The sequence below is a fragment of the Clostridium tertium genome, assembly GCF_017873245.1.
Taxonomy (GTDB): domain Bacteria; phylum Bacillota; class Clostridia; order Clostridiales; family Clostridiaceae; genus Clostridium; species Clostridium tertium.
The window spans coordinates 1-19,893 of the sequence record NZ_JAGGJY010000013.1; the positions used below are offsets into that span (position 1 = coordinate 1).

15 protein-coding genes and 21 tRNA genes are annotated in these 19,893 nt (G+C 28.9%); 4 read left to right on the forward strand and 32 right to left on the reverse strand.

The window, feature by feature from the left end:
* Positions 1-540 precede the first annotated feature (540 nt).
* Positions 541-617 (forward strand) — tRNA-Arg (locus J2Z25_RS13600).
* Between the two features lie 185 nt (positions 618-802).
* Here the strand turns inward: J2Z25_RS13600 and pulA are convergent.
* The 25 genes from pulA to rph form a co-directional block, all read right to left on the reverse strand.
* Positions 803-2,800: a type I pullulanase gene (pulA, locus tag J2Z25_RS13605; RefSeq protein ID WP_209741071.1), complete on the reverse strand. Its 1,998-nt coding sequence runs from the start codon at positions 2,798-2,800 to the stop codon at positions 803-805.
* 198 nt (positions 2,801-2,998) lie between these two features.
* Entirely contained in the window at positions 2,999-3,607 is a 609-nt protein-coding gene (locus tag J2Z25_RS13610; protein WP_008676398.1) for a copper homeostasis protein CutC, read from the reverse strand.
* A gap of 169 nt (positions 3,608-3,776) precedes the next feature.
* Positions 3,777-3,850: transfer RNA gene (locus J2Z25_RS13615), tRNA-Gly, on the reverse strand.
* Between the two features lie 6 nt (positions 3,851-3,856).
* Positions 3,857-3,931, reverse strand: a tRNA-Gly gene (locus tag J2Z25_RS13620).
* A 27-nt stretch (positions 3,932-3,958) separates the two neighbouring features.
* Positions 3,959-4,042: transfer RNA gene (locus tag J2Z25_RS13625), tRNA-Leu, on the reverse strand.
* Between the two features lie 8 nt (positions 4,043-4,050).
* Positions 4,051-4,126 (reverse strand) — tRNA-Lys (locus J2Z25_RS13630).
* 4 nt (positions 4,127-4,130) lie between these two features.
* Positions 4,131-4,205, reverse strand: a tRNA-Gln gene (locus tag J2Z25_RS13635).
* Between the two features lie 5 nt (positions 4,206-4,210).
* Positions 4,211-4,286, reverse strand: a tRNA-His gene (locus J2Z25_RS13640).
* Between the two features lie 6 nt (positions 4,287-4,292).
* Positions 4,293-4,369 (reverse strand) — tRNA-Arg (locus J2Z25_RS13645).
* 3 nt (positions 4,370-4,372) lie between these two features.
* Positions 4,373-4,446, reverse strand: a tRNA-Gly gene (locus tag J2Z25_RS13650).
* Between the two features lie 6 nt (positions 4,447-4,452).
* Positions 4,453-4,527: transfer RNA gene (locus tag J2Z25_RS13655), tRNA-Gly, on the reverse strand.
* Positions 4,528-4,553: 26 nt separating this feature from the next.
* Positions 4,554-4,637 (reverse strand) — tRNA-Leu (locus J2Z25_RS13660).
* Positions 4,638-4,645: 8 nt separating this feature from the next.
* Positions 4,646-4,721: transfer RNA gene (locus J2Z25_RS13665), tRNA-Lys, on the reverse strand.
* A 4-nt stretch (positions 4,722-4,725) separates the two neighbouring features.
* Positions 4,726-4,800: transfer RNA gene (locus tag J2Z25_RS13670), tRNA-Gln, on the reverse strand.
* A 5-nt stretch (positions 4,801-4,805) separates the two neighbouring features.
* A tRNA-His gene (locus J2Z25_RS13675) sits at positions 4,806-4,881 on the reverse strand.
* 5 nt (positions 4,882-4,886) lie between these two features.
* Positions 4,887-4,962: transfer RNA gene (locus J2Z25_RS13680), tRNA-Lys, on the reverse strand.
* A gap of 5 nt (positions 4,963-4,967) precedes the next feature.
* Positions 4,968-5,044, reverse strand: a tRNA-Arg gene (locus tag J2Z25_RS13685).
* A gap of 27 nt (positions 5,045-5,071) precedes the next feature.
* A tRNA-Gly gene (locus tag J2Z25_RS13690) sits at positions 5,072-5,145 on the reverse strand.
* Positions 5,146-5,161: 16 nt separating this feature from the next.
* A tRNA-Pro gene (locus J2Z25_RS13695) sits at positions 5,162-5,237 on the reverse strand.
* Positions 5,238-5,244: 7 nt separating this feature from the next.
* Positions 5,245-5,321: transfer RNA gene (locus tag J2Z25_RS13700), tRNA-Arg, on the reverse strand.
* A gap of 74 nt (positions 5,322-5,395) precedes the next feature.
* Positions 5,396-5,469 (reverse strand) — tRNA-Gly (locus tag J2Z25_RS13705).
* 16 nt (positions 5,470-5,485) lie between these two features.
* Positions 5,486-5,561: transfer RNA gene (locus J2Z25_RS13710), tRNA-Pro, on the reverse strand.
* A 155-nt stretch (positions 5,562-5,716) separates the two neighbouring features.
* Positions 5,717-6,196, reverse strand: coding sequence for a metallophosphoesterase (locus tag J2Z25_RS13715; RefSeq protein ID WP_209741006.1), 480 nt, complete (start codon positions 6,194-6,196; stop codon positions 5,717-5,719).
* 9 nt (positions 6,197-6,205) lie between these two features.
* Positions 6,206-6,817, reverse strand: coding sequence for an XTP/dITP diphosphatase (locus tag J2Z25_RS13720; RefSeq protein ID WP_209741007.1), 612 nt, complete (start codon positions 6,815-6,817; stop codon positions 6,206-6,208).
* A gap of 4 nt (positions 6,818-6,821) precedes the next feature.
* Entirely contained in the window at positions 6,822-7,568 is a 747-nt protein-coding gene (gene rph / locus J2Z25_RS13725; protein WP_209741008.1) for a ribonuclease PH, read from the reverse strand.
* A 124-nt stretch (positions 7,569-7,692) separates the two neighbouring features.
* On the opposite strand from rph, the gene J2Z25_RS13730 reads away from it, so the two are divergent.
* Entirely contained in the window at positions 7,693-9,225 is a 1,533-nt protein-coding gene (locus J2Z25_RS13730) for a hypothetical protein (RefSeq protein ID WP_245173399.1), read from the forward strand.
* Positions 9,226-9,266: 41 nt separating this feature from the next.
* Here the strand turns inward: J2Z25_RS13730 and J2Z25_RS13735 are convergent, their stop codons facing one another.
* Positions 9,267-10,769, reverse strand: a complete 1,503-nt coding sequence (locus J2Z25_RS13735) for an ABC transporter substrate-binding protein (RefSeq protein WP_142691429.1) — start codon at positions 10,767-10,769, stop codon at positions 9,267-9,269.
* 159 nt (positions 10,770-10,928) lie between these two features.
* On the opposite strand from J2Z25_RS13735, the gene J2Z25_RS13740 reads away from it, so the two are divergent.
* Complete coding sequence (locus tag J2Z25_RS13740) at positions 10,929-11,189, forward strand: Vpu (RefSeq protein WP_209741010.1); 261 nt, start codon at positions 10,929-10,931, stop codon at positions 11,187-11,189.
* A 46-nt stretch (positions 11,190-11,235) separates the two neighbouring features.
* On the opposite strand, the gene J2Z25_RS13745 is transcribed toward J2Z25_RS13740, so the two are convergent.
* From J2Z25_RS13745 to J2Z25_RS13755, 3 genes are all read right to left on the reverse strand, one after another.
* Complete coding sequence (locus J2Z25_RS13745) at positions 11,236-13,389, reverse strand: sensor histidine kinase (RefSeq protein ID WP_209741011.1); 2,154 nt, start codon at positions 13,387-13,389, stop codon at positions 11,236-11,238.
* On the reverse strand, positions 13,364-14,062 hold the full coding sequence (locus J2Z25_RS13750; RefSeq protein WP_209741012.1) for a response regulator transcription factor: 699 nt from the start codon (positions 14,060-14,062) through the stop codon (positions 13,364-13,366). The genes J2Z25_RS13745 and J2Z25_RS13750 overlap by 26 nt, the downstream gene beginning before the upstream one ends.
* A 152-nt stretch (positions 14,063-14,214) precedes the next feature.
* The gene (locus J2Z25_RS13755) at positions 14,215-14,514 is read right to left on the reverse strand and encodes a thioredoxin family protein (protein WP_097034187.1); all 300 of its coding nucleotides are present in this window, start codon (positions 14,512-14,514) and stop codon (positions 14,215-14,217) included.
* Between the two features lie 115 nt (positions 14,515-14,629).
* Between J2Z25_RS13755 and J2Z25_RS13760 the strand changes: the two genes are divergently transcribed.
* Positions 14,630-15,349, forward strand: a complete 720-nt coding sequence (locus J2Z25_RS13760) for a superoxide dismutase (protein ID WP_245173401.1) — start codon at positions 14,630-14,632, stop codon at positions 15,347-15,349.
* 542 nt (positions 15,350-15,891) lie between these two features.
* Here J2Z25_RS13760 and J2Z25_RS13765 read toward each other — a convergent pair.
* From J2Z25_RS13765 to J2Z25_RS13775, 3 genes are all read right to left on the reverse strand, one after another.
* Positions 15,892-17,001, reverse strand: a complete 1,110-nt coding sequence (locus tag J2Z25_RS13765) for an ABC transporter ATP-binding protein (protein WP_097034185.1) — start codon at positions 16,999-17,001, stop codon at positions 15,892-15,894.
* Positions 17,002-17,025: 24 nt separating this feature from the next.
* Positions 17,026-17,502 (reverse strand): hypothetical protein, encoded by a 477-nt coding sequence (locus tag J2Z25_RS13770; protein WP_209741013.1) that lies wholly within the window; start codon positions 17,500-17,502, stop codon positions 17,026-17,028.
* A gap of 262 nt (positions 17,503-17,764) precedes the next feature.
* Positions 17,765-19,864, reverse strand: coding sequence for a HelD family protein (locus J2Z25_RS13775; protein ID WP_209741014.1), 2,100 nt, complete (start codon positions 19,862-19,864; stop codon positions 17,765-17,767).
* Positions 19,865-19,893 lie beyond the last annotated feature (29 nt).

A 19,893-nucleotide genomic window follows, 5' to 3' on the forward strand; every position in this document is an offset into this window, starting at 1 on the left:
TCAAACTCTCAATAAAAAGTTTAATCTTTGCTCAAATTACTTTGAGTCTTAATGTTAAGACGTCTAAAAGAATTGCTGGTTTGTTTACTTAACTTTTCTGTTCAATTTTCAAAGATCTTGTCGCACAAGCGACTTCTACATATTAACATCCTTAGGAGTTATTGTCAACATATTTTTTCTGTTGTTATCAATACTTTCTTTCCCCGAAGGACATTGACTATTCTATCACAGCTTTACATATACAAATATAAATATGTGCTATATATTTAAAATTATTCATTATTTCCTTATTTTTTTTAATTTTTTCTTTAATTTATATATATTGATACTCCAGGATAAGTTTAAGAATATATTCACCACATTATAATACATATTAGTATTTTAATTCCAATAACTTTATTATTTCTATAATATATTTTATGTATTCATAAATATTATTTTATTATACAATATTCATTATATTTAAATTTCAAAGCAACTTAACTATAGAAATTTTAAAATATTAGTATTATAATATACTAGCAAAATAAATTCATTTATGCATCTATAGCTCAGTTGGATAGAGCGTTGGACTTCGAATCCAAGCGTCGGGGGTTCGAGCCCCTCTAGGTGCACCACTATATTTTGTAAGCAAAATAGTGAAAAATGAAAAAGTGAAAGAATTTGTTTAATCTTAATTTAAACTTTTCATAGCAAAACATCCTTAACTTTTCACTCTTTCACTATTATTTTTTTTACTAATAATAAATTACTAGGCTACCTAGCCTCTGAAACATCTACAGTTATCATATTCTTTCACAGCTTATAAATATTTCATTATCATTGTAGAAATTGGATCAACCTTAATTATATTTCCTTCTATATTATACAGCCCATCCTCATTTATGTTATTTTTATCTAATATCACCTTAAACTTATTATGATTTAACGTAACTTCCACTGGATACTTATTAGAATTAAATATAACTACTATTTTACCTAGGGAATCTCCTACTTCATTTCCATCAGATATATAACCTACTATATTTTTCTCCATAAAGTTTTCTCCAATTTTTAAAAACACGATATTCTTTTCTATATCCTTCGATGAATTCATTTTGAATACTCTATGATTTTTTCTTAATTTAATTAATTTTTTATAATACTCAAATATATCTATATACTTCTCTTTTCTACTCCACTCAAATTTATTAACAACATCTGATGATTTATAACTATTTTCTATTAAATCTCCATTAATGTCTGTTTTAGTTCTTAATATTTCATCCCCCGAATGAATAAATGGAATTCCTTGCGATGTTAATATTATTGCTGCCGCCATTTTATTCATATCAATTTTTTCTTTTTCGCTTGATAAAGGCATACCTAAAGATAACTTATCCCACAAAGTATAATTATCATGAGCTGATGTATATGTTATAGTTTGATATGGCTCATTAGCCCAATAATCATCCGTATAAATAACTTTATCATATTCTATATCTTTATGTTTTATTGAAGCTACTATTCCAAACTTTAAGCTTTCTTCAAGATCCATTTCACCATTTATAAATCCGCCTTTTTCCTTTTCAAAAACATCACCTTTTATTGCATCCCTTATATCATCACTAAAAGCCCCTATTTGCAAATCACCAAATTTTCTTATATTTTTCTTTAGAGTTAGCCTTTCATCAGATAATGGTGAATCGCTAGCCTTCCACCCTTCCCCATACACAAGTATATCTTTATCTATTTTATTAAGCTCTTCCCTAATTATCTTTACTGTCTCTATATCATGAAGCCCCATTAAATCAAACCTAAATCCATCTACTTTATATTCATTCACCCAATATTTTAACGAATCAACAATAAATTTTCTTACCATAATCCTTTCCGATGCAATTTCATTTCCACATCCTGACCCATTTGAAAAACTGCCATCATTATTTTGACGATAATAGTACTTAGGAACTATACAGTTAAAATTAGAATTTTCTGTATCTGCTGTATGATTATAAACTACATCCATAACTACTTTAAATCCAGATTCATGTAACTTCATTATTAACTTTTTAAATTCCTTTATTCTAACCTCACCTAAATAAGGATTAGTTGAATATGATCCTTCCGGGACATTATAATTTAATGGATCATAACCCCAATTATATTCATTTTCATTAAATCTTCTTTCATCTACTGTTTTATAATCAAAGCTAGGTAGTAATTGAATAACATTCACTCCTAGTTCTTTTAAATGGCTTAATCCTGTTTTAACTTTAGTTCCTTTTATTACAGACCCGTCCTGACATATCCCTTCAAACTTACCTTTTAACTCATTATCTATCCCAGAATTACTATCTATAGTAAAATCCCTAACATGCATCTCATAAATTATTGCATCTAATGAAGTTTCTAAAATTGGCTTTTTATGATTTTCCCATCCATCAGGATTTGTTTTGTTTAAGTCTATAATCATGCCTCTTTTTCCATTAACGCCTACTGCCTTGGCATATGGATCTACGACTTCATGCTCTTTTCCATCTATATTTACTAAATAGTTATAGAATTCACCATCTAGATTCCCACCAATTTCAATCTCCCAAATTCCCTTTTCCCTATATTCCATATTAACGGTTTTACTTGCCTGTGATTCATAATCATAGCCATCTTTTCCATATAAATTTATTTTCACACTCACCGCTAAAGGTGACCATAATCTAAACTTTGTTTTTGTATATGAATATATAGCCCCAAGTTCATCATCATATCTATATAAGTCTTCAAATTCCTTAGAATCATAATTTTTATAGTTAAAATACATCATATCGCCTCCTTATTAACTAATTATATTACAAAGTAATATGCTTTTTTATTTTTACAAGTATCTTTGTATTTAAATACAAACTTAATATTAATTTATTATGAATTTGTCTTATATTATATAATTTGAATTTTAAATCCTTATACAAAAATAAGCCTTACATCACATTTACATGATATAAGGCTTGTTTTATAAATACTATACAATTTTTGTTCCATGAATTTCTTTAGCTTTAGTTTTTTCTATTACTAAGTCTCTATTTCCCTTATTAATTCCAGCTCCTGGAATTATAATTATTCTATCACCAGCATACTCAATTAGCTCTTTTAAAGTATCTAAATTATTTAATGCAGATATATCTCCACCTTTAGTTAGTATTCTATCAATACCTAATTCAACTAATTCATCAATCGCTGATTTTTTATCCATTACTTCATCAAATGCCATGTGAAAAGTTATATTTAAATCTCCACTAACTTCTTTTACTTTCTTTATAAAATCACTATCAATTTTCCCACTTTTCGTTAATGCGCCTATTACAATAGCATTTACTCCTAAATTCTTGCACATTTCTATATCAATATACATTATTTCTTTTTCTACATTACTATATATAAAATTACCTCCCCTTGGTCTAATTATCACATTTATAGGTAAATTTATATTTTCTATTGTCTTCTTTATAGTTCCATAACTAGGAGTTGTTCCACCTTCCATTAAATTATCGCATAACTCTATTCTATTTGCTCCATTTGCTTCAGCTCTCACTACATCTTCATAACAACCTGTACATGCTTCAAATACCATAAAACCCTCCCTTATCATTACATAAAAACTAACAAAAAATTTATCCACAAGATATTTAAATTTATCCACATATTTAAACATACTTTGTAATATCTTTGTGGATTTTATATATTATTATGCTTCACTTAAGAAAAAAATAAAGACAACTTAAATCAGTTGTCTTTTCTTTTGGAGCGGGTGATGAGAATCGAACTCACGTAACTTGCTTGGAAGGCAAGGGCTCTACCATTGAGCTACACCCGCATATTATGGAGCGAAAGACGGGACTCGAACCCGCAACATTCACCTTGGCAAGGTGACGCTCTACCATTGAGCCACTTCCGCTTATTTTTTATATTAATTCAATATATATGGTGCAGATGAAGGGAGTCGAACCCCCACGCCAATGGCGCTAGATCCTAAGTCTAGTGCGTCTGCCAATTCCGCCACATCTGCATATATATTGGTGGCTTACCCGGGAATCGAACCCGGTACACCTTGATTAAAAGTCAAGTGCTCTACCGATTGAGCTAGTAAACCAAGTTGGCTGGGATAGCAGGATTTGAACCTACGAATACCGCAGTCAAAGTGCGGTGCCTTACCGCTTGGCGATATCCCAGCGTATGGGGTGAACGATGGGACTCGAACCCACGACAACCAGTGCCACAAACTGGCGCTCTACCAACTGAACTACGTTCACCATTTATGGTGCGTGTTAAGAGATTCGAACTCCTGGCCCACGCCTTAGAAGGGCGTTGCTCTATCCAGCTGAGCTAAACACGCATATGGAGCGGGTGATGAGAATCGAACTCACGTAACTTGCTTGGAAGGCAAGGGCTCTACCATTGAGCTACACCCGCATATTATGGAGCGAAAGACGGGACTCGAACCCGCAACATTCACCTTGGCAAGGTGACGCTCTACCATTGAGCCACTTCCGCTTATTTTTATATTAATTCAATATATATGGTGCAGATGAAGGGAGTCGAACCCCCACGCCAATGGCGCTAGATCCTAAGTCTAGTGCGTCTGCCAATTCCGCCACATCTGCATATATATTGGTGGCTTACCCGGGAATCGAACCCGGTACACCTTGATTAAAAGTCAAGTGCTCTACCGATTGAGCTAGTAAACCAAGTTGGCTGGGATAGCAGGATTTGAACCTACGAATACCGCAGTCAAAGTGCGGTGCCTTACCGCTTGGCGATATCCCAGCGTATGGGGTGAACGATGGGACTCGAACCCACGACAACCAGTGCCACAAACTGGCGCTCTACCAACTGAACTACGTTCACCATAATGGTGCGTTATCAGGGGATCGAACCCGGGACACCCTGATTAAGAGTCAGGTGCTCTACCAACTGAGCTAATAACGCATATCTGGTGCGTGTTAAGAGATTCGAACTCCTGGCCCACGCCTTAGAAGGGCGTTGCTCTATCCAGCTGAGCTAAACACGCATATTACCATTATTATATTATGTTTAATGGAGCGGGTGATGAGAATCGAACTCACGTAACTTGCTTGGAAGGCAAGGGCTCTACCATTGAGCTACACCCGCATATTAAATTTTAAAGTGGTCGGGGTGACAGGGATTGAACCTGCGACCTCATGGTCCCAAACCACGCGCGCTCCCATCTGCGCCACACCCCGGTGTTGATGGTGCGTGTTAAGAGATTCGAACTCCTGGCCCACGCCTTAGAAGGGCGTTGCTCTATCCAGCTGAGCTAAACACGCTTATTCTCACAAAGAACATTAATTATTTTATATCATCCTTAGTCACTTGTCAACATTTTTTTTAACCACTTTTATGGAGCGGGTGATGAGAATCGAACTCACGTAACTTGCTTGGAAGGCAAGGGCTCTACCATTGAGCTACACCCGCATATTAAATTTTAAAGTGGTCGGGGTGACAGGGATTGAACCTGCGACCTCATGGTCCCAAACCACGCGCGCTCCCATCTGCGCCACACCCCGATATCTTTAATATCTGTCAGCGACAATGTTTATTCTACAATAGGATTAGCAATCCGTCAATACATTTTTTAAAAAATAATCTATATAAGAGAATTTTGGAGATTTAACTAGATATTTAATAATATTGTAAACTAATAACGGATTGCATAAAAAATTTATTCTATTTCTTTTAAGTATATATTATTTTTTTTATTTTCTAATATTTCTATAAATCCTAACGTCTTTTTTGCTCTACCATAAGGCAATGTTATACTTCCTGGATTCATCATAGTCAATCCATCATGTTCATTTATTAAAGCTTTATGAGAATGTCCAAAAAGCACTATATCTGCACCTACTTCTTTACCCTTATAGAATATAGTATTGTATTCATTCTTTACATTATACATATGCCCATGAGTCATATATATTTTTAATCCCATTATATCTATTATTCTTTCAATAGGATACTCATTAGAAACATCACAATTTCCCTTAACTGCATATACTTCACCATTAAAATCATTTAATAATATTTTTGTATCTGGAGCTCCATCTCCACAATGTAAGATAACATCGACATCTACTAAATACTTTTTTATAGCATTTATAGATGAAGCTTCATAATGAGAATCACTTAATACAGCAATCTTCATAATTTCCTCCTATAGAAACTCCTTTATAACTGCACTTATTTTTTTAAGCGCAATTCCTCTATGAGATATATCATTTTTTTCATCTATTGTAAGTTCTGCAAAAGTCTTATTAAGAGGTTCATATAAGAATAATGGATCATATCCAAATCCATCATAACCTCTTTCTTCTTCTAATATATAGCCATTTACCGTTCCGGTTACTGATTTGTATATATTCTTATCATTTATTAATGCTAATTGACATACAAATCTAGCACTTCTATTATCATAACTAACGCCCTTTAAATTAAGAAGCAATTTTTCATTATTCTTTTTATCATTTCCATGCTCTCCTGCATATCTCGCTGAATACACTCCTGGCTCACCATTTAAATATTCAACTTCTAAGCCAGAATCATCTGACATTACTATAAAATTGTTTTCTCCTCTTTTTATTAACTCCTTATATATCTCTTCACTTTTCTTTTTTGCATTTTCTTCAAATGTTATTCCATCTTCTTCTACATCTATATCTAATCCGATATCCTTTAATGAAAAAACATTAATAGGCATATCATTTAGAACCTTCTTTATCTCATTTATCTTCCCTTGATTATTACTTGCTATTATTAATTTTTTCATAGACTTATTTCCCTCCAGTACCAATCCAAAGGGCATCCATTTTTAAAGCATCCTTTTGTATTTGTACCATTTGTTTTATACCTTTTTGGGCTAAATCTAATAAATCATTTAAGTCATCTCTACTAAATGGTGATTCCTCTCCAGTTCCTTGAATTTCTATAAATTCACCTTCATCGGTAGCAATAACATTCATATCTACCTTAGCATTAGAATCCTCTTCATAACATAAATCTAAAATCTTTTGGTCATTTAATATACCAACACTAGTTGCACTTACGAACTTTCTTATTGGATAAACTTCAAAAGGCTTTTCTTTATGTAGTTTATTTACTGCATCTACTAAAGCTACAAAGGCTCCTGTAATAGATGTAGTTCTTGTTCCACCATCAGCTTGAATAACATCACAATCTATCCATATTGTTTTTTCACCAAGTGCTTTTAAATCCATTACTGATCTTAAAGCCCTTCCTATTAACCTTTGTATTTCCATAGTTCTTCCATCAACCTTTAATCTAGCTATATCTCTAACCTTTCTTGTTCCAGTCGATCTTGGAAGCATATTATATTCAGCCGTTATCCACCCTTCTCCTTGACCCTTTAAAAATGGTGGAACTTTATCTTCTATAGATGCTGTACAAATTACTTTTGTATCTCCAACTTCTATTAATACAGATCCCTCTGCATACTTTGTATATCCTCTAGTTATCTTAGCTGTTCTCACTTGTTCATTTTTTCTTCCATCTATTCTCATGATTTTACCTCCAATTCTTAATATTATTAAAATTTATGCACTATTTCAGCATTAGCCTCATATTATTAATATAAGGATTAATGAAGAGGTGAAGAAATTGCGATATATAGGACCATTTTTTAGAATGAATAAACTATCTCAAAAAGAAATTAGCGGCCAACTTTTTCACTTGTCTAAGGAGGCCATAAGGACATTAGTTCTTGAGTCAAAATGTGGATTAGTTGATTCAATTAAAAACTATAAAAAAACATCATCCTCCATTGATATTACCACATCTGGTAATTTTTCTCCACTACTATGTATATATAGGAAATCTTCTCCAAATTATATTCATAGTAAAAATTATAATGGATTTGATGAATCTTCCTTTAAAAAGGATATATCTCCAATAACTAATGCATTAATGACTACAAGCATACTAGATTTAACTACTTATTACTCAAGATTTAAAGATGCCGATGAAAAATTATATTCTTATTCTAAGATATACAAAAAATTATCTAAAGAACAACTTGATTTTTATTCAGTGAACTTAAGAAATAATGAAGGAATTTTTACTGAGAAAAAAAACCTATCAGAAAACAACCATAAAGGATTTAACCTTACAGATAAAAATAATAAATTTAAATTTTCTGACCAAGCTTTTATGATGGTTGCTTATAACTTATATTCAATATTATATCCAGAAGATGAAATTTCAGAAGACTATAATAAGTTTTCACTAGAAATATTACAAATGCTTAATGAGTTTAAAGAGAAAATATATGAATGTTCATTTGAAGAAATATGTAAAATCCTTACTGCAATAAATATTTTTTATAGTCATTCAAAAAATTCTGATGCTCAAGTATTAATAATAGATTTAACAGACTTTCTTATTAATAAATTTGATGAAAAGGACTATTACATCAATTCTTTAGATTTTACATGCTTATTCTCAATAAACTTAATGTTATCATTTAAACATACTCAAATGATCACATTTAATGAAAAAGCCAAAGAAATTATTAATAAATTAGTATCTTTATATGATGATGAAAAAGGGATTTTCCTTAAACTTTCTGGTAAAAAAGACTTGAAATATTCCTGTTTTGATATTACCTTCTATTTCTTAGCTATTGTTATGTACTCAAAAGAGTTCAATGAATATAAGAATATGATTTCATCATTATACAGAAAATATTTCATAAATTCTGGTTTAATAACTTCTTGGCCTGAAGCACCTACTCTAGATGATGCAGAAAGATATAGGGGATTAACCCTAAATTCAGCTGATATGTTGGAAGAAAACTTTTTTAGAATGCCTACAACTTCAACACCTACAAGTTTAGGAATAGCTCCAATTTTTAACAAAAGTATTTCTTACTCTAAAAAAAGAGATTCATTCTCAACATCAGGATCATCCTTTGATAGTTTTAAAAACATGTATATATATCAGTTAATAATTTTTCTATTTAAAGATGATTTTATGCGTGAAATAAATCTACTAGATCCAGATCCTTCATATAGGAATGATTCTAATACTCCTATTATAGAAGACGAAAATAATGAAGACACTCTATCAGAAAAAGATATATCAGAAGTTGAAGATGAAGAGTTTGAGAATATTGAAAATAATGAATTGATAGCTGATTCTAATAATCAAGACGGTGATTAAATAATCAAACTAAATCATAAAGACTGAGCAAAGCTCAGTCTTTATGATTTTTCTATTTTACTGTAATCTATATTGCCATTGCCATCTAATAGCATATTTTTTATTTTACTATTTATAGCTATATTATCATTGTAAAATGCTAATGGTAAAACTTGATATGTGTTAAATAAATCATCTTCTAATTTTGAAAATAATTCTACTCTCTCCCCTTCTGTTTTTGCTAGCAACAATTGATCTTTATACTTATCTGGAAGAAAGTTTACTAATGTGTTATATATAGAACTATCTCCTGAAAAATTTGAATCACCATGAATTAATGCTATATCATAATAATTAACATCTTTAATAGAATTCATTTCATCTTTAGTAATTAATTTATAACTTAAATACATATCTGTATTGTTTTCAAACCACTTTGCTATATATTCACAAATTTCTTTATTTTGAGTACTTTCTTCAGCAACTAAAGAAATTTTATCTGGTTTACTCCATTCAGCTGTATTATTGCTCATAACTTTTCTAGCTTGAAGCTTAGCTAAATCGCCTTTATCTTCTCTAAAATAACTTCCCTCAGCTAATTCTATAAACATGCTATTTTCTAGTTGATACTGCCCTATAGCCTCATTTAATAACCCATATATATCTTTTTTACCCTCTACCGGTATAGAATCACCATTAGGATTAAATGTTAAATACATAGCTTTATTTGATTCTAATGTTAGTAATCTCTCTTCGTTACTTAGTCTACTTAATTGGCTCTTAGGTGGATTTATCACTATATCTCTTCCCCCTACCTCAAAAGCTGCCATAGCTAATTCTTCACCTTCATCTGCAACTATCTTAATTGTTGCTACCATATCCGCATTTGTACTACTGTTTCTATTAAGGGTTAGCTCACTCATTGTCATCTCTGAAATATTATAGTATCCTGAATAAATTAATTCATCATAGTTTTGTCTTATATTTTCCCATAATAAAACATTCTTTCTAAGCCTATATTGTGGTGTTGTTAATTCTTCAATAAACTTATCATCTTTTGAGTTTAACCTAAAAATAACATTATCTTCCCCTGAAGTTATTCCAACATTTTCTGTAAAAGACCCTGATCCATCCCTAAATGCTTTTGCTCCGTACACATTTAACAATGCGCCTATATTTTCTTCTTTTTCCTCTGTTAATATCTCCCTAAAAAAAGTTACTATATCCTTAGGTGTTATTTGAGTTCCATCACTCCAATATATATCTGATCTTATCTTAAAATCATATTCTAATCCATCATCTCTTACTTCAACTCCTTCTGATAATGAAGGAACTATATTTTTAGAAGCATCTAATTCAACTAATCCCCTACTAGTTGCACATACTATATCTTGTATTCTCTTATCTAGACTTCCTACAGATTTAAAATCTGTTGGTACAGTAGATACTGAATATGTAAATACTTCTTTATTTTGAGTTGGCTCTTGATTTACAACTTCTATAAATCCTAGCAAAAAACCTATCAATAATGCAGTCGTTGCTACTAATATTATTATTTTCTTCATACATGCTTCTCCTTATGATTATTATCTTTCTAAATTATAGACATCTAATGCTAATAGTAAACACTATCATGAAAATTTATACATTTATTTAACTTTGTGCTAAACTATTTTATTTTGTATGCTATAATATTTTTATATAAAATTTGGAGGTAATATTATATGGATTTAGCTGTTCAAATTTTTCAAATAGTTTTTTATAGCATTGGTGCTTTATTCATGATAACTTTTTCTATCATAGGAGTATGGAGTTTTATTATTTTTAATAAAACTTACAAAGCTAGAAGAATACAAAATTATCTTTTAGAAAAAATATATCAAGCTATTAATCAAATAACTTATAGAAATAATAGCTCACTTAATGAAAATTCAGAAGAGGAATTGCTTAGCCTTGATGATTTAATTGATGAAGATGAAAATTAGTAAATTACTAAAAAAAGATAGAGAAGGTTAAATGCCTTCTCTATCTTTACTTTCTAAATGTTGTAATTACTTTAAATAAATCGCCATCAATTTCTATATCAAAATTTCCACCTTGAAGCTCAACTATACTTTTTGCTATAGAAAGTCCTAATCCTGAACCTTCAGTACTTCTTGATTTATCTCCTCTTTTAAACCTTTCAATAATTTCCTCTGAAGTAAAATCAATTTGATAAGCAGAAATATTTTTCATTATTACTCTCACTTCATTTTCACTATTAATTACATCTATATATACTCTTGAGTTTTTCATAGAATATTTAATTATATTATTTACCAAATTTTCATAAACCCTAAAAGTTTTTCGTCCATCTATATATACTATTGCTTTATCTTCTGGCCACTTAGTTATTATATCTAAATTAGCTTGAGTAATCTTTTCCTCTAATTCCCCAATAACTTGTCGTAATAATGAAACTATATTTAAATCTTCTTTCTCAAAGGTCATATTACCAGAAACTGCTTTTGAAGCCTCAAATAAGTCTTCTATTAATATTTTTAGTCTTTTAGATTTCATATCCAATACTTCTAAATACTTACTTCTTTTTTCATCAGTTATATTTTCTTCTTTAAGGAAACCAATATAATTAATAATAGAAGTTAGCGGTGTTTTTAAATCATGAGAAACATTAGTAATTAATTCACTCTTCATTTTTTCACTAGTTATTGCTTTACCCAAAGCTTCTTTTAGACCATCTTCAATAGTAATAAGATTGTTTTCTATTTTTTTTAAAACTAATATCTTATCTGCTTTTAAATCAACCTTATAATTTCCTTTAGCTATTCTTAATGTTTGAGATTCTAATATAGTAATTTCTCTAAATATCATTACAGATAAAATTGAGGTAAATATTAAATATATACATATATAAGCTCTAGAAAATACCATAAACTCATATGACAAAAATACAAATGATTCTAACCATAAACAAAATAGAGCTAATGCAGATAAAAATATAATAGATATAAACTTAAATTTATTAGTTTTTATAAATTCACTATCTTTTATGATTTTGGAAAGATATTTATATATCTTTAATGTTAATACTTTTCCCTTTTTTCTCTTATTTTCTAATATCAAAATTAAATCTTTTAAGAAATAATAATCTATAATAATTAAAATATAAGCTCTTAAAATAACTCCATTAGAATAACTGTTATTTCCATAATAAGGTATCACATTAAATATTAATGAATTTAATATATTAAGACTATATAGAAAAATTATTGCTCTTATATCTATGGGGATTTTGATTAACAAATCTTCTATATAATTAGTGTAGTTATTTTTTCTTCTCTTATAAATTATAAAAGCAAATACTAAAATAAAAACTCCTAATATAGCTGATATAGCAATTTTTCTATTTAAAATTGACGAAGCTTCTTTTCTTTCTTTAAACGCATCATATAGAAGATCTCCTTGTTTCAATTCTTTAGGTATTCTATAAAACCTAATTAAATCCTCACTACTATACTTTAATAAATCATATATACTTGATAATTCTTCTGAATAATTCTTTCCATCTTCATTTACTTTAGAGTTTGCAAAATACATGTAATAATATTGTTCATTATTTGCAAATTCTTTTTCTTCTATTTGCTTTTCAATATTACTGTCTTCTATGTTTGTAATTTTAGCACCTGAGCTATCTTTAAAGAAAAACTGTATATTTTCATTATCATAAAGAATATTATTGGTGAATTCTCGAACATACTTAAAATAATCATCTACAGAGTTATCTTCTTCCATAATTATTTTCTTTGCCTCTTCTATTTGTTTTTTAATTTCCGCTTCTGCTACATTCATATCTTTAGCTTTTTCTCTTATATTTTCTTCAGCTTCTTTTAGACGGTTCTCCTTTTCTAGCTTAAATTCTTCTACTTTCTTATTATAAATATCTTCTTTTTTCTTTCCATCTAAATCTAAAAAGAGCTTTGTATAATCATTTAGGTTACTATCTAAAACTACAATTTTGTTTTTTACTAAAGAATTATTATAAATACTATCACCAAAATATAAGTTAAAATTTTTATACTCTCGTAATGTTCCTATTAAAGAAATAGCGAAAAATATTACTAAGATAAATATTATATACTTTTCTAAATCCTTTAAAATTTTATTTTTTGTCAACTTTGTATCCAACTCCCCACACCACCTTTAAATACTGAGGATTTCTAGGATCAATCTCTATCTTTTCCCTTATCCTCCTTATATGGACAGTTACTGTATCTACATTATAAGGGGCTTCATTCCAGACTCTTTCATAAATTTCTTCTATTGAAAACACCCTTCCTAAATTACTCATAAGAAGGCTTAATATTTTAAATTCTAATGGAGTTAACTTTGCTTCCTTACCATTAACATTTACTTCCTTATTAAGCCTATTTAACTCTAATCCACCCACTGCAATTACTTCTTTATTTTTATCATTAATCATTGATGAAAATCTAGTATATCTTCTTATTTGTGAGTTTACTCTTGCTATAAGTTCTAAAGGATTGAATGGTTTAGTTAAGTAATCATCAGCTCCTAAATTAAGTCCTAATATTTTATCAGAGTCCTCTGATTTCGCTGAAAGCATTATTATTGGTATCTCTTTTTCCTTTCTTAATTCAATAGTTGCTCTAGTTCCATCAAGATTAGGCATCATTAAATCCATTATTATTAAATGTATATCTTCTTCTCGAGCTATCTTCAAAGCTTGTACTCCATCATAAGCAACCAAGACATTATACCCTTCATTAATAAGATAAATTTCTATTGCTTCTGTAATTTCTTTATCATCATCTACTACTAAAATGTTTAATTTACTCATAACTCCCCCGAATATTTTTTATTAATATTTTATCATAATGTAGATATTAAGTAACCTTCATATTAATAATGTTAATTTGTAAAAGTTACAAGGTTAGTATCATATTTATTAAGAAATTCTTAAAAATAAGGATACAGTTATTAACTGTATCCTTATTTATAAATTAAATTATAATATCTATTTATTGAATTCTTAAAATCTAATATATCAAAATATCTTCCAACCCTTAGTGCCTCTTTCCCATTAATAAATAATAATAAAATGGGCAAAGAAAATATATCATGTTGTGCTGCTAATTCTTTATTTTCTATAGCATTAATCTCAAGAAATTTAATCTCATTGTAATCTTTAATAATATGCAAAATTTTTTCTTTTATTGCATCACATGCCCCACATTCTGATCCACTGAAATATACTATACTTATTGGATTATTGTTTATTAATTCTTCCATAATTCCTCCAACTTCCATTTACTTCTTAAACTTTAATATATTTATTATATCACTTCCATAATTTATTTATAAAATAATCTCTTTAGGCACATAATAGAACAGGAGGTGAATAATAATGAAAATTAAAAAGAAATTTAGTTTATTATTTTTAATAGCTTTATCTTTTGTTTCCCTTGTAACAATAATTCCTACAGCTTCAGCAAAAAGTAATAAATTAGGTGATGGTCAATTTGAACTTAAGCCATTGCCATATGATTATGACGCATTGGAGCCTTATATTGATAAAGAAACAATGATGCTTCATCATGATAAGCATGAAAAAGCTTATGTCGATAATCTAAATAAAGCCATTGCTAAACATCCTGAATTATTCTCTAAAGGATTGGAAGGACTTTTAAAAGATTTAGAATCAGTACCAGATGATATTAGAGAAGCTGTTAAAAATAATGCAGGCGGAGTATATAACCACGAATTCTTTTGGTCTATAATGTCTCCTACTAAGAATCAAAGTCCTAAAGGAGATTTATTAAATGCAATTAATAGAGATTTTGAATCTTATGATAACTTTAAAGATAAATTTAAAGAAGCTGCATTAGGCAGATTTGGCTCTGGATGGGCTTGGTTAGTCTCTGATAAGGATGGTAAATTATCAATTATATCTACAGCAAATCAAGATAGTCCTATATCTTCAGGGTTAACTCCTATTATAGGTATTGATGTTTGGGAACATGCATATTATCTTAAATATCAAAATAGACGTGCTGAATACATAGATAATTGGTGGAATGTAGTTAACTGGGAGCAAGCTGAAAAAAATTATACTAATAATAAATAGATTCTTGAATTTAAAAGAGGATATTGCCGTAATTTTAGTGCAATATCCTCTTTTTAATTGATAGTTAATAATAGACAATAGATAATTAATATTATAATTCATGTGAGTTGAGTTATAGGAAAAGTTAATGAGCGAAAGATTGAAATAGTTAATTAAAAATCACTTTAAGCTAGTAAAATCAATAATTTAGAAGTATATCACGTTTCGTTATATCCTTTTTATTTTTTCATTCTTAATCGTAATGTAGATATCTTTAAAGCCTTAATGACTTTATACAAATTATCTAAGTTCTTATATTTTATTACTTTTGTACTTAAAGAAAAAATACTAGTATTTTTATGTGTATAATAGATAAACTATATATAATAGTTAATATAATTATATGATAATTATTGAGGCTATTACTTTATTTTCAATTTTATTATCTTCACTAAACTCCTCCCATTTATCTTTATAAATTATTTAACAGGCTTAAGGATTTTATTGTCCTTAAGCCTGTTATTTCTAATCACTATATAATATTTTATACTTAATAATTTGTACTAGAATATTGTATTTTGTTCTTCTTTATCAAAAATGTGTATCTTATTAGAATCAAATCCAAATTCTATTGGATCTCCAATCTTATAATCAGCACCTGTTCTAGATTTTATTATAAAGTTTGCTCCATCCTTTTTAACGTGGATATATGTTTCTGCACCTAGATTTTCTTTTAAATCAACTTCACCTTTAAAAGTAACTACTCCTGAAGCAGCTAACTCTTCTTTTGAATGATAGATATTTTCAGGTCTTACACCAACTATAACTTCTATGTTTTCAGCATTCTTTTCTTTTACTATCTTAGCTTTTTCAGCTGGAATTTCAATTAACTTATCAAATACCTTAACATAGTTTTTTCCATCTTTAACAAGGTTTTGTCCATATGTCATATTCATTTGAGGACTTCCTATAAATCCTGCAACGAAAAGATTAGCTGGATGGTTATAAATTTCAGTTGGTGAAGCAACTTGTTGAATAACTCCATCCTTCATAACAACTATTCTTGTTCCTAAAGTCATAGCTTCTGTTTGATCATGTGTTACATATATAAATGTAGTATTTAATTTATTATATAATTTTGAAATTTCTATTCTCATTTGAACTCTTAACTTAGCATCAAGGTTTGATAAAGGTTCGTCCATTAAGAATACTTTAGGACTTCTAACTATAGCTCTTCCCATAGCAACTCTTTGTCTTTGTCCACCTGATAAAGCTTTTGGCTTTCTATCTAAAAGATGTTCTATATCTAATATCTTTGCTGCTTCTCTAACTTTATCATCTATTTCTTGCTTTGGTAATTTTCTAAGTTTTAGTCCAAATGCCATATTCTCATATACTGTCATATGAGGATATAATGCATAGTTTTGGAAAACCATCGCTATATCTCTATCTTTTGGAGCTACATCATTTACTAACTTATCGTCAATGTATAATTCTCCTCCAGATATTTCTTCCAATCCAGCAATCATTCTTAATGTAGTTGACTTACCACATCCTGATGGTCCAACGAATACTATAAATTCTCTGTCCTCAATGTCTAAATTAAAATCTTGAACTGCCTTAAATCCATTTTCATATACTTTTTGAATATTTTTTAAACTTAAACCTGCCATAACTTTCTCCTCCAAATTTATATATTAATAAAATGCTAATGGATTAACTCTTTTAATTAAATTTGTTAAATTTTCATCCATTGCCAATTGAAACCCCACAACACCTTGCGATGTTTTTGTCATATAAACCATGTCTTTTAATCCAGCCTCTTCTAAATAGGCTTTTATGATTTTACTATTACTCTTTCCAAGTCTTTCTGGACTTTTAACACTTGATATTTCTCTGATATTAAAGCTTCCTATTTGTTTTCTTTTACTCTTATTCATTATTTTGAATATAACTAGCTCATCTGCTGTAAGCTCATATTCATACTCAACTATAAGATTTCTAGATAAAATAAAGATTACTAAGTATATTAGACCAAAAGCTGCTGCAAATACTAAATTTAACATTACTGCAAACAATATTGCAATAACTAGTGAAACCTTAGATAAAATATTTAGTATCTTTTCTAAACTTCCGTAATCTTTAGTCTGAAACTGTTCATAAAAGCACTCCACACCCTAACCCCCTTGTTGAATATCGTTTACAAAGATCTTATGATTTTATTATAGTATCTTTTTTTTTTATTTCAATGTTATTAACTTCAATATACACTTTTCTTAAATTATGACTAATAAAAAATTAAATATATTGTGAAATTTCACAAATAAACTTTTTTAATCTAAAGCTTAAAAAAGAAAAAAGGGACTGTCGCATAAGCTCGATAGCTTTCTACGATAGCTCCTTTTTTAAATTATATTCATATTAGTTATATAAACTTTATCTTACTTTAACAACTGACAATCTATGCAATGCTCTAGTACACATTATATATTTAATTAAATTATCAGTATTTTCATCAAAATCAACAATTATTACGGCATCAAATTCTAATCCCTTAGCATAATAAGATGGTATTAATACCTTTCCCCCCTTATACACTACCTCTTCACCACTGAATGCCAATATATTTGTATACTTTTTAAGTTCTGGAGATATAAGATTTAATTCTTCCTTATCCTTTGTTATTATGGCTATATTTTCATACTTTTCTTCTTGATAGTCTTCTAATAAATTTAATATTACATCTATTAAATCGTCCTTATCATCTTTTGGTACTATTGTTTCTAATACATCAAATTCACCTTTTCTTACAAATGGAACAACTGCATTTTCGTCTAAAAGCTTACTTGCATATTCCATTATTTGATAAGTTGATCTGTAACTCTTCTTCAGTTCAAATAAACTAAAAAATCCACCAAAAACTTCTTTTAGCTTAAGCATAGCTGGTACCTCTTCTGCCTTTATAAGTCTTTGGTTTGAGTCTCCAACTATAGTATAACTTCTACATCCTGTTAACTCCTTCAAAACTAAGAACTGTAACATGTTGTAATCTTGAGCTTCGTCAATAACTATATGCTTTATTTCTGTATTAGCTTTCTTTCCATCTAATTTTATCATTAAGTATAAAATACCCGCTAAATCTAAATATGAAAGAGTTTCGATATTCATAAATTCTTTATATATATCTATGATTCCTTCATTTTCTATCCATTTTTCTATTTCGGATTTAGATTTCATAACTTCTTTTACTATATCTCTTATAGCAATTCTTCTTCTAAATTCAATATTGTTTTCTTCAATTACCAATTCATCTGCAGATAGCTTTGATTTTTCTTCTTGTGCCTTTAGATTAATTTCCCTTACTTTTTCATCTCTTTTATCTTTTATTTTTGAAAATAATATTCTCTTTATCTTTTGACTTCTTCTAAATATAGGCATATATTTATAGTGCTTCTCAAAAAGCTCTTCTATTTCATCTATAGATACAATTTCTTCATTTAAAAATCTTACTGATTCTATTTTAAAATAATTATCTTCTATATCTTCTATTTTTTTATCTAACGCTTCTATAAATTTATTTGATGACTTATATTTTATATCTGAAATTACATCTTCATTACCTTTTAGTACTTCTTCTAAATAAGATGTTATATCTCTTACAGGTTCATTTAAGCCTATTTCTTTATATGCAAAAGATAAAAATGTTTCATTAATAACTGCTGTTTCTCCTAAATTAGGTAACACCTCTGAAATGTAATCCATGAATATGTCATTTGGTCCTAAAATAAGAACTTTATCTGTTAATTGTTCTCTAAAATTATATAAAAGATATGCAATTCTATGAAGAGCTATAGTAGTTTTTCCTGAACCTGCAACTCCATTTACAACCACAACTTTATTTCTATCAGCTCTTATTATTTCATCTTGTTCTCTTTGTATCGTATTTACAATATCCTTAAGTTTCTCTCCTGAATTAGATGATAGAACCATTTGTAATATTTCATCTTGTATATTTATATCTGAATCAAAGTACCCTTCTAATTTAGCCTTTTTTATAATTAATTGTCTTCTTGATAATATATCTACTGGTATTTCTCCTTGTGGACTTTTATAAGTAGTTTCTCCAAGCATTCCTTTATAAAATAAAGATGAAACAGGTGCTCTCCAATCAACTATCACTGGATCATAACTTCCTTCTGGAGTTAATCCATATCTACCTATATACAACTCTTCTGAATATCCATCATCTATAAATCCAATTTTCCCAAAGTATGGCGACTCTTTAAGTTTAACAAATTCACCTAACTTTTTATCTATCATTTTATATGACTCTTCTTTAATATATCTTTCATGATCAAAGTATTCCATCAACTTATCTTCATCATCTCTATATTCTTCTATATATTTTTTTCTATAATCAAGTATATATTCTGAAATGCTTTTTCTCTTATCTATATATTTTAAAGTTTCTTCATTAAGAATATTTAACGTATTTTTTAAGTTTTCATCTTCTTTTAACAATTCTATTTTATCCAAGAGCTGATCCCCCTTTGATTTTAAATTTA

Excerpts from the sequence above, each read along its gene's own strand:
- J2Z25_RS13720 (WP_209741007.1), bottom strand. The coding sequence starts at position 6,817 with ATGAAAAAATTAATAATAGCAAGTAATAATCAAGGGAAGATAAATGAG.
- J2Z25_RS13765 (WP_097034185.1), bottom strand. The coding sequence starts at position 17,001 with ATGGCAGGTTTAAGTTTAAAAAATATTCAAAAAGTATATGAAAATGGA.
- J2Z25_RS13755 (WP_097034187.1), bottom strand. The coding sequence starts at position 14,514 with ATGGAAGAATTAATAAACAATAATCCAATAAGTATAGTATATTTCAGT.
- J2Z25_RS13735 (WP_142691429.1), bottom strand. The coding sequence starts at position 10,769 with ATGAAGAAAATAATAATATTAGTAGCAACGACTGCATTATTGATAGGT.
- J2Z25_RS13740 (WP_209741010.1), top strand. The coding sequence starts at position 10,929 with ATGGATTTAGCTGTTCAAATTTTTCAAATAGTTTTTTATAGCATTGGT.
- pulA (WP_209741071.1), bottom strand. The coding sequence starts at position 2,800 with ATGTATTTTAACTATAAAAATTATGATTCTAAGGAATTTGAAGACTTA.
- J2Z25_RS13730 (WP_245173399.1), top strand. The coding sequence starts at position 7,693 with ATGAATAAACTATCTCAAAAAGAAATTAGCGGCCAACTTTTTCACTTG.
- J2Z25_RS13760 (WP_245173401.1), top strand. The coding sequence starts at position 14,630 with ATGAAAATTAAAAAGAAATTTAGTTTATTATTTTTAATAGCTTTATCT.
- rph (WP_209741008.1), bottom strand. The coding sequence starts at position 7,568 with ATGAGAATAGATGGAAGAAAAAATGAACAAGTGAGAACAGCTAAGATA.
- J2Z25_RS13715 (WP_209741006.1), bottom strand. The coding sequence starts at position 6,196 with ATGAAGATTGCTGTATTAAGTGATTCTCATTATGAAGCTTCATCTATA.
- J2Z25_RS13610 (WP_008676398.1), bottom strand. The coding sequence starts at position 3,607 with ATGGTATTTGAAGCATGTACAGGTTGTTATGAAGATGTAGTGAGAGCT.
- J2Z25_RS13750 (WP_209741012.1), bottom strand. The coding sequence starts at position 14,062 with ATGAGTAAATTAAACATTTTAGTAGTAGATGATGATAAAGAAATTACA.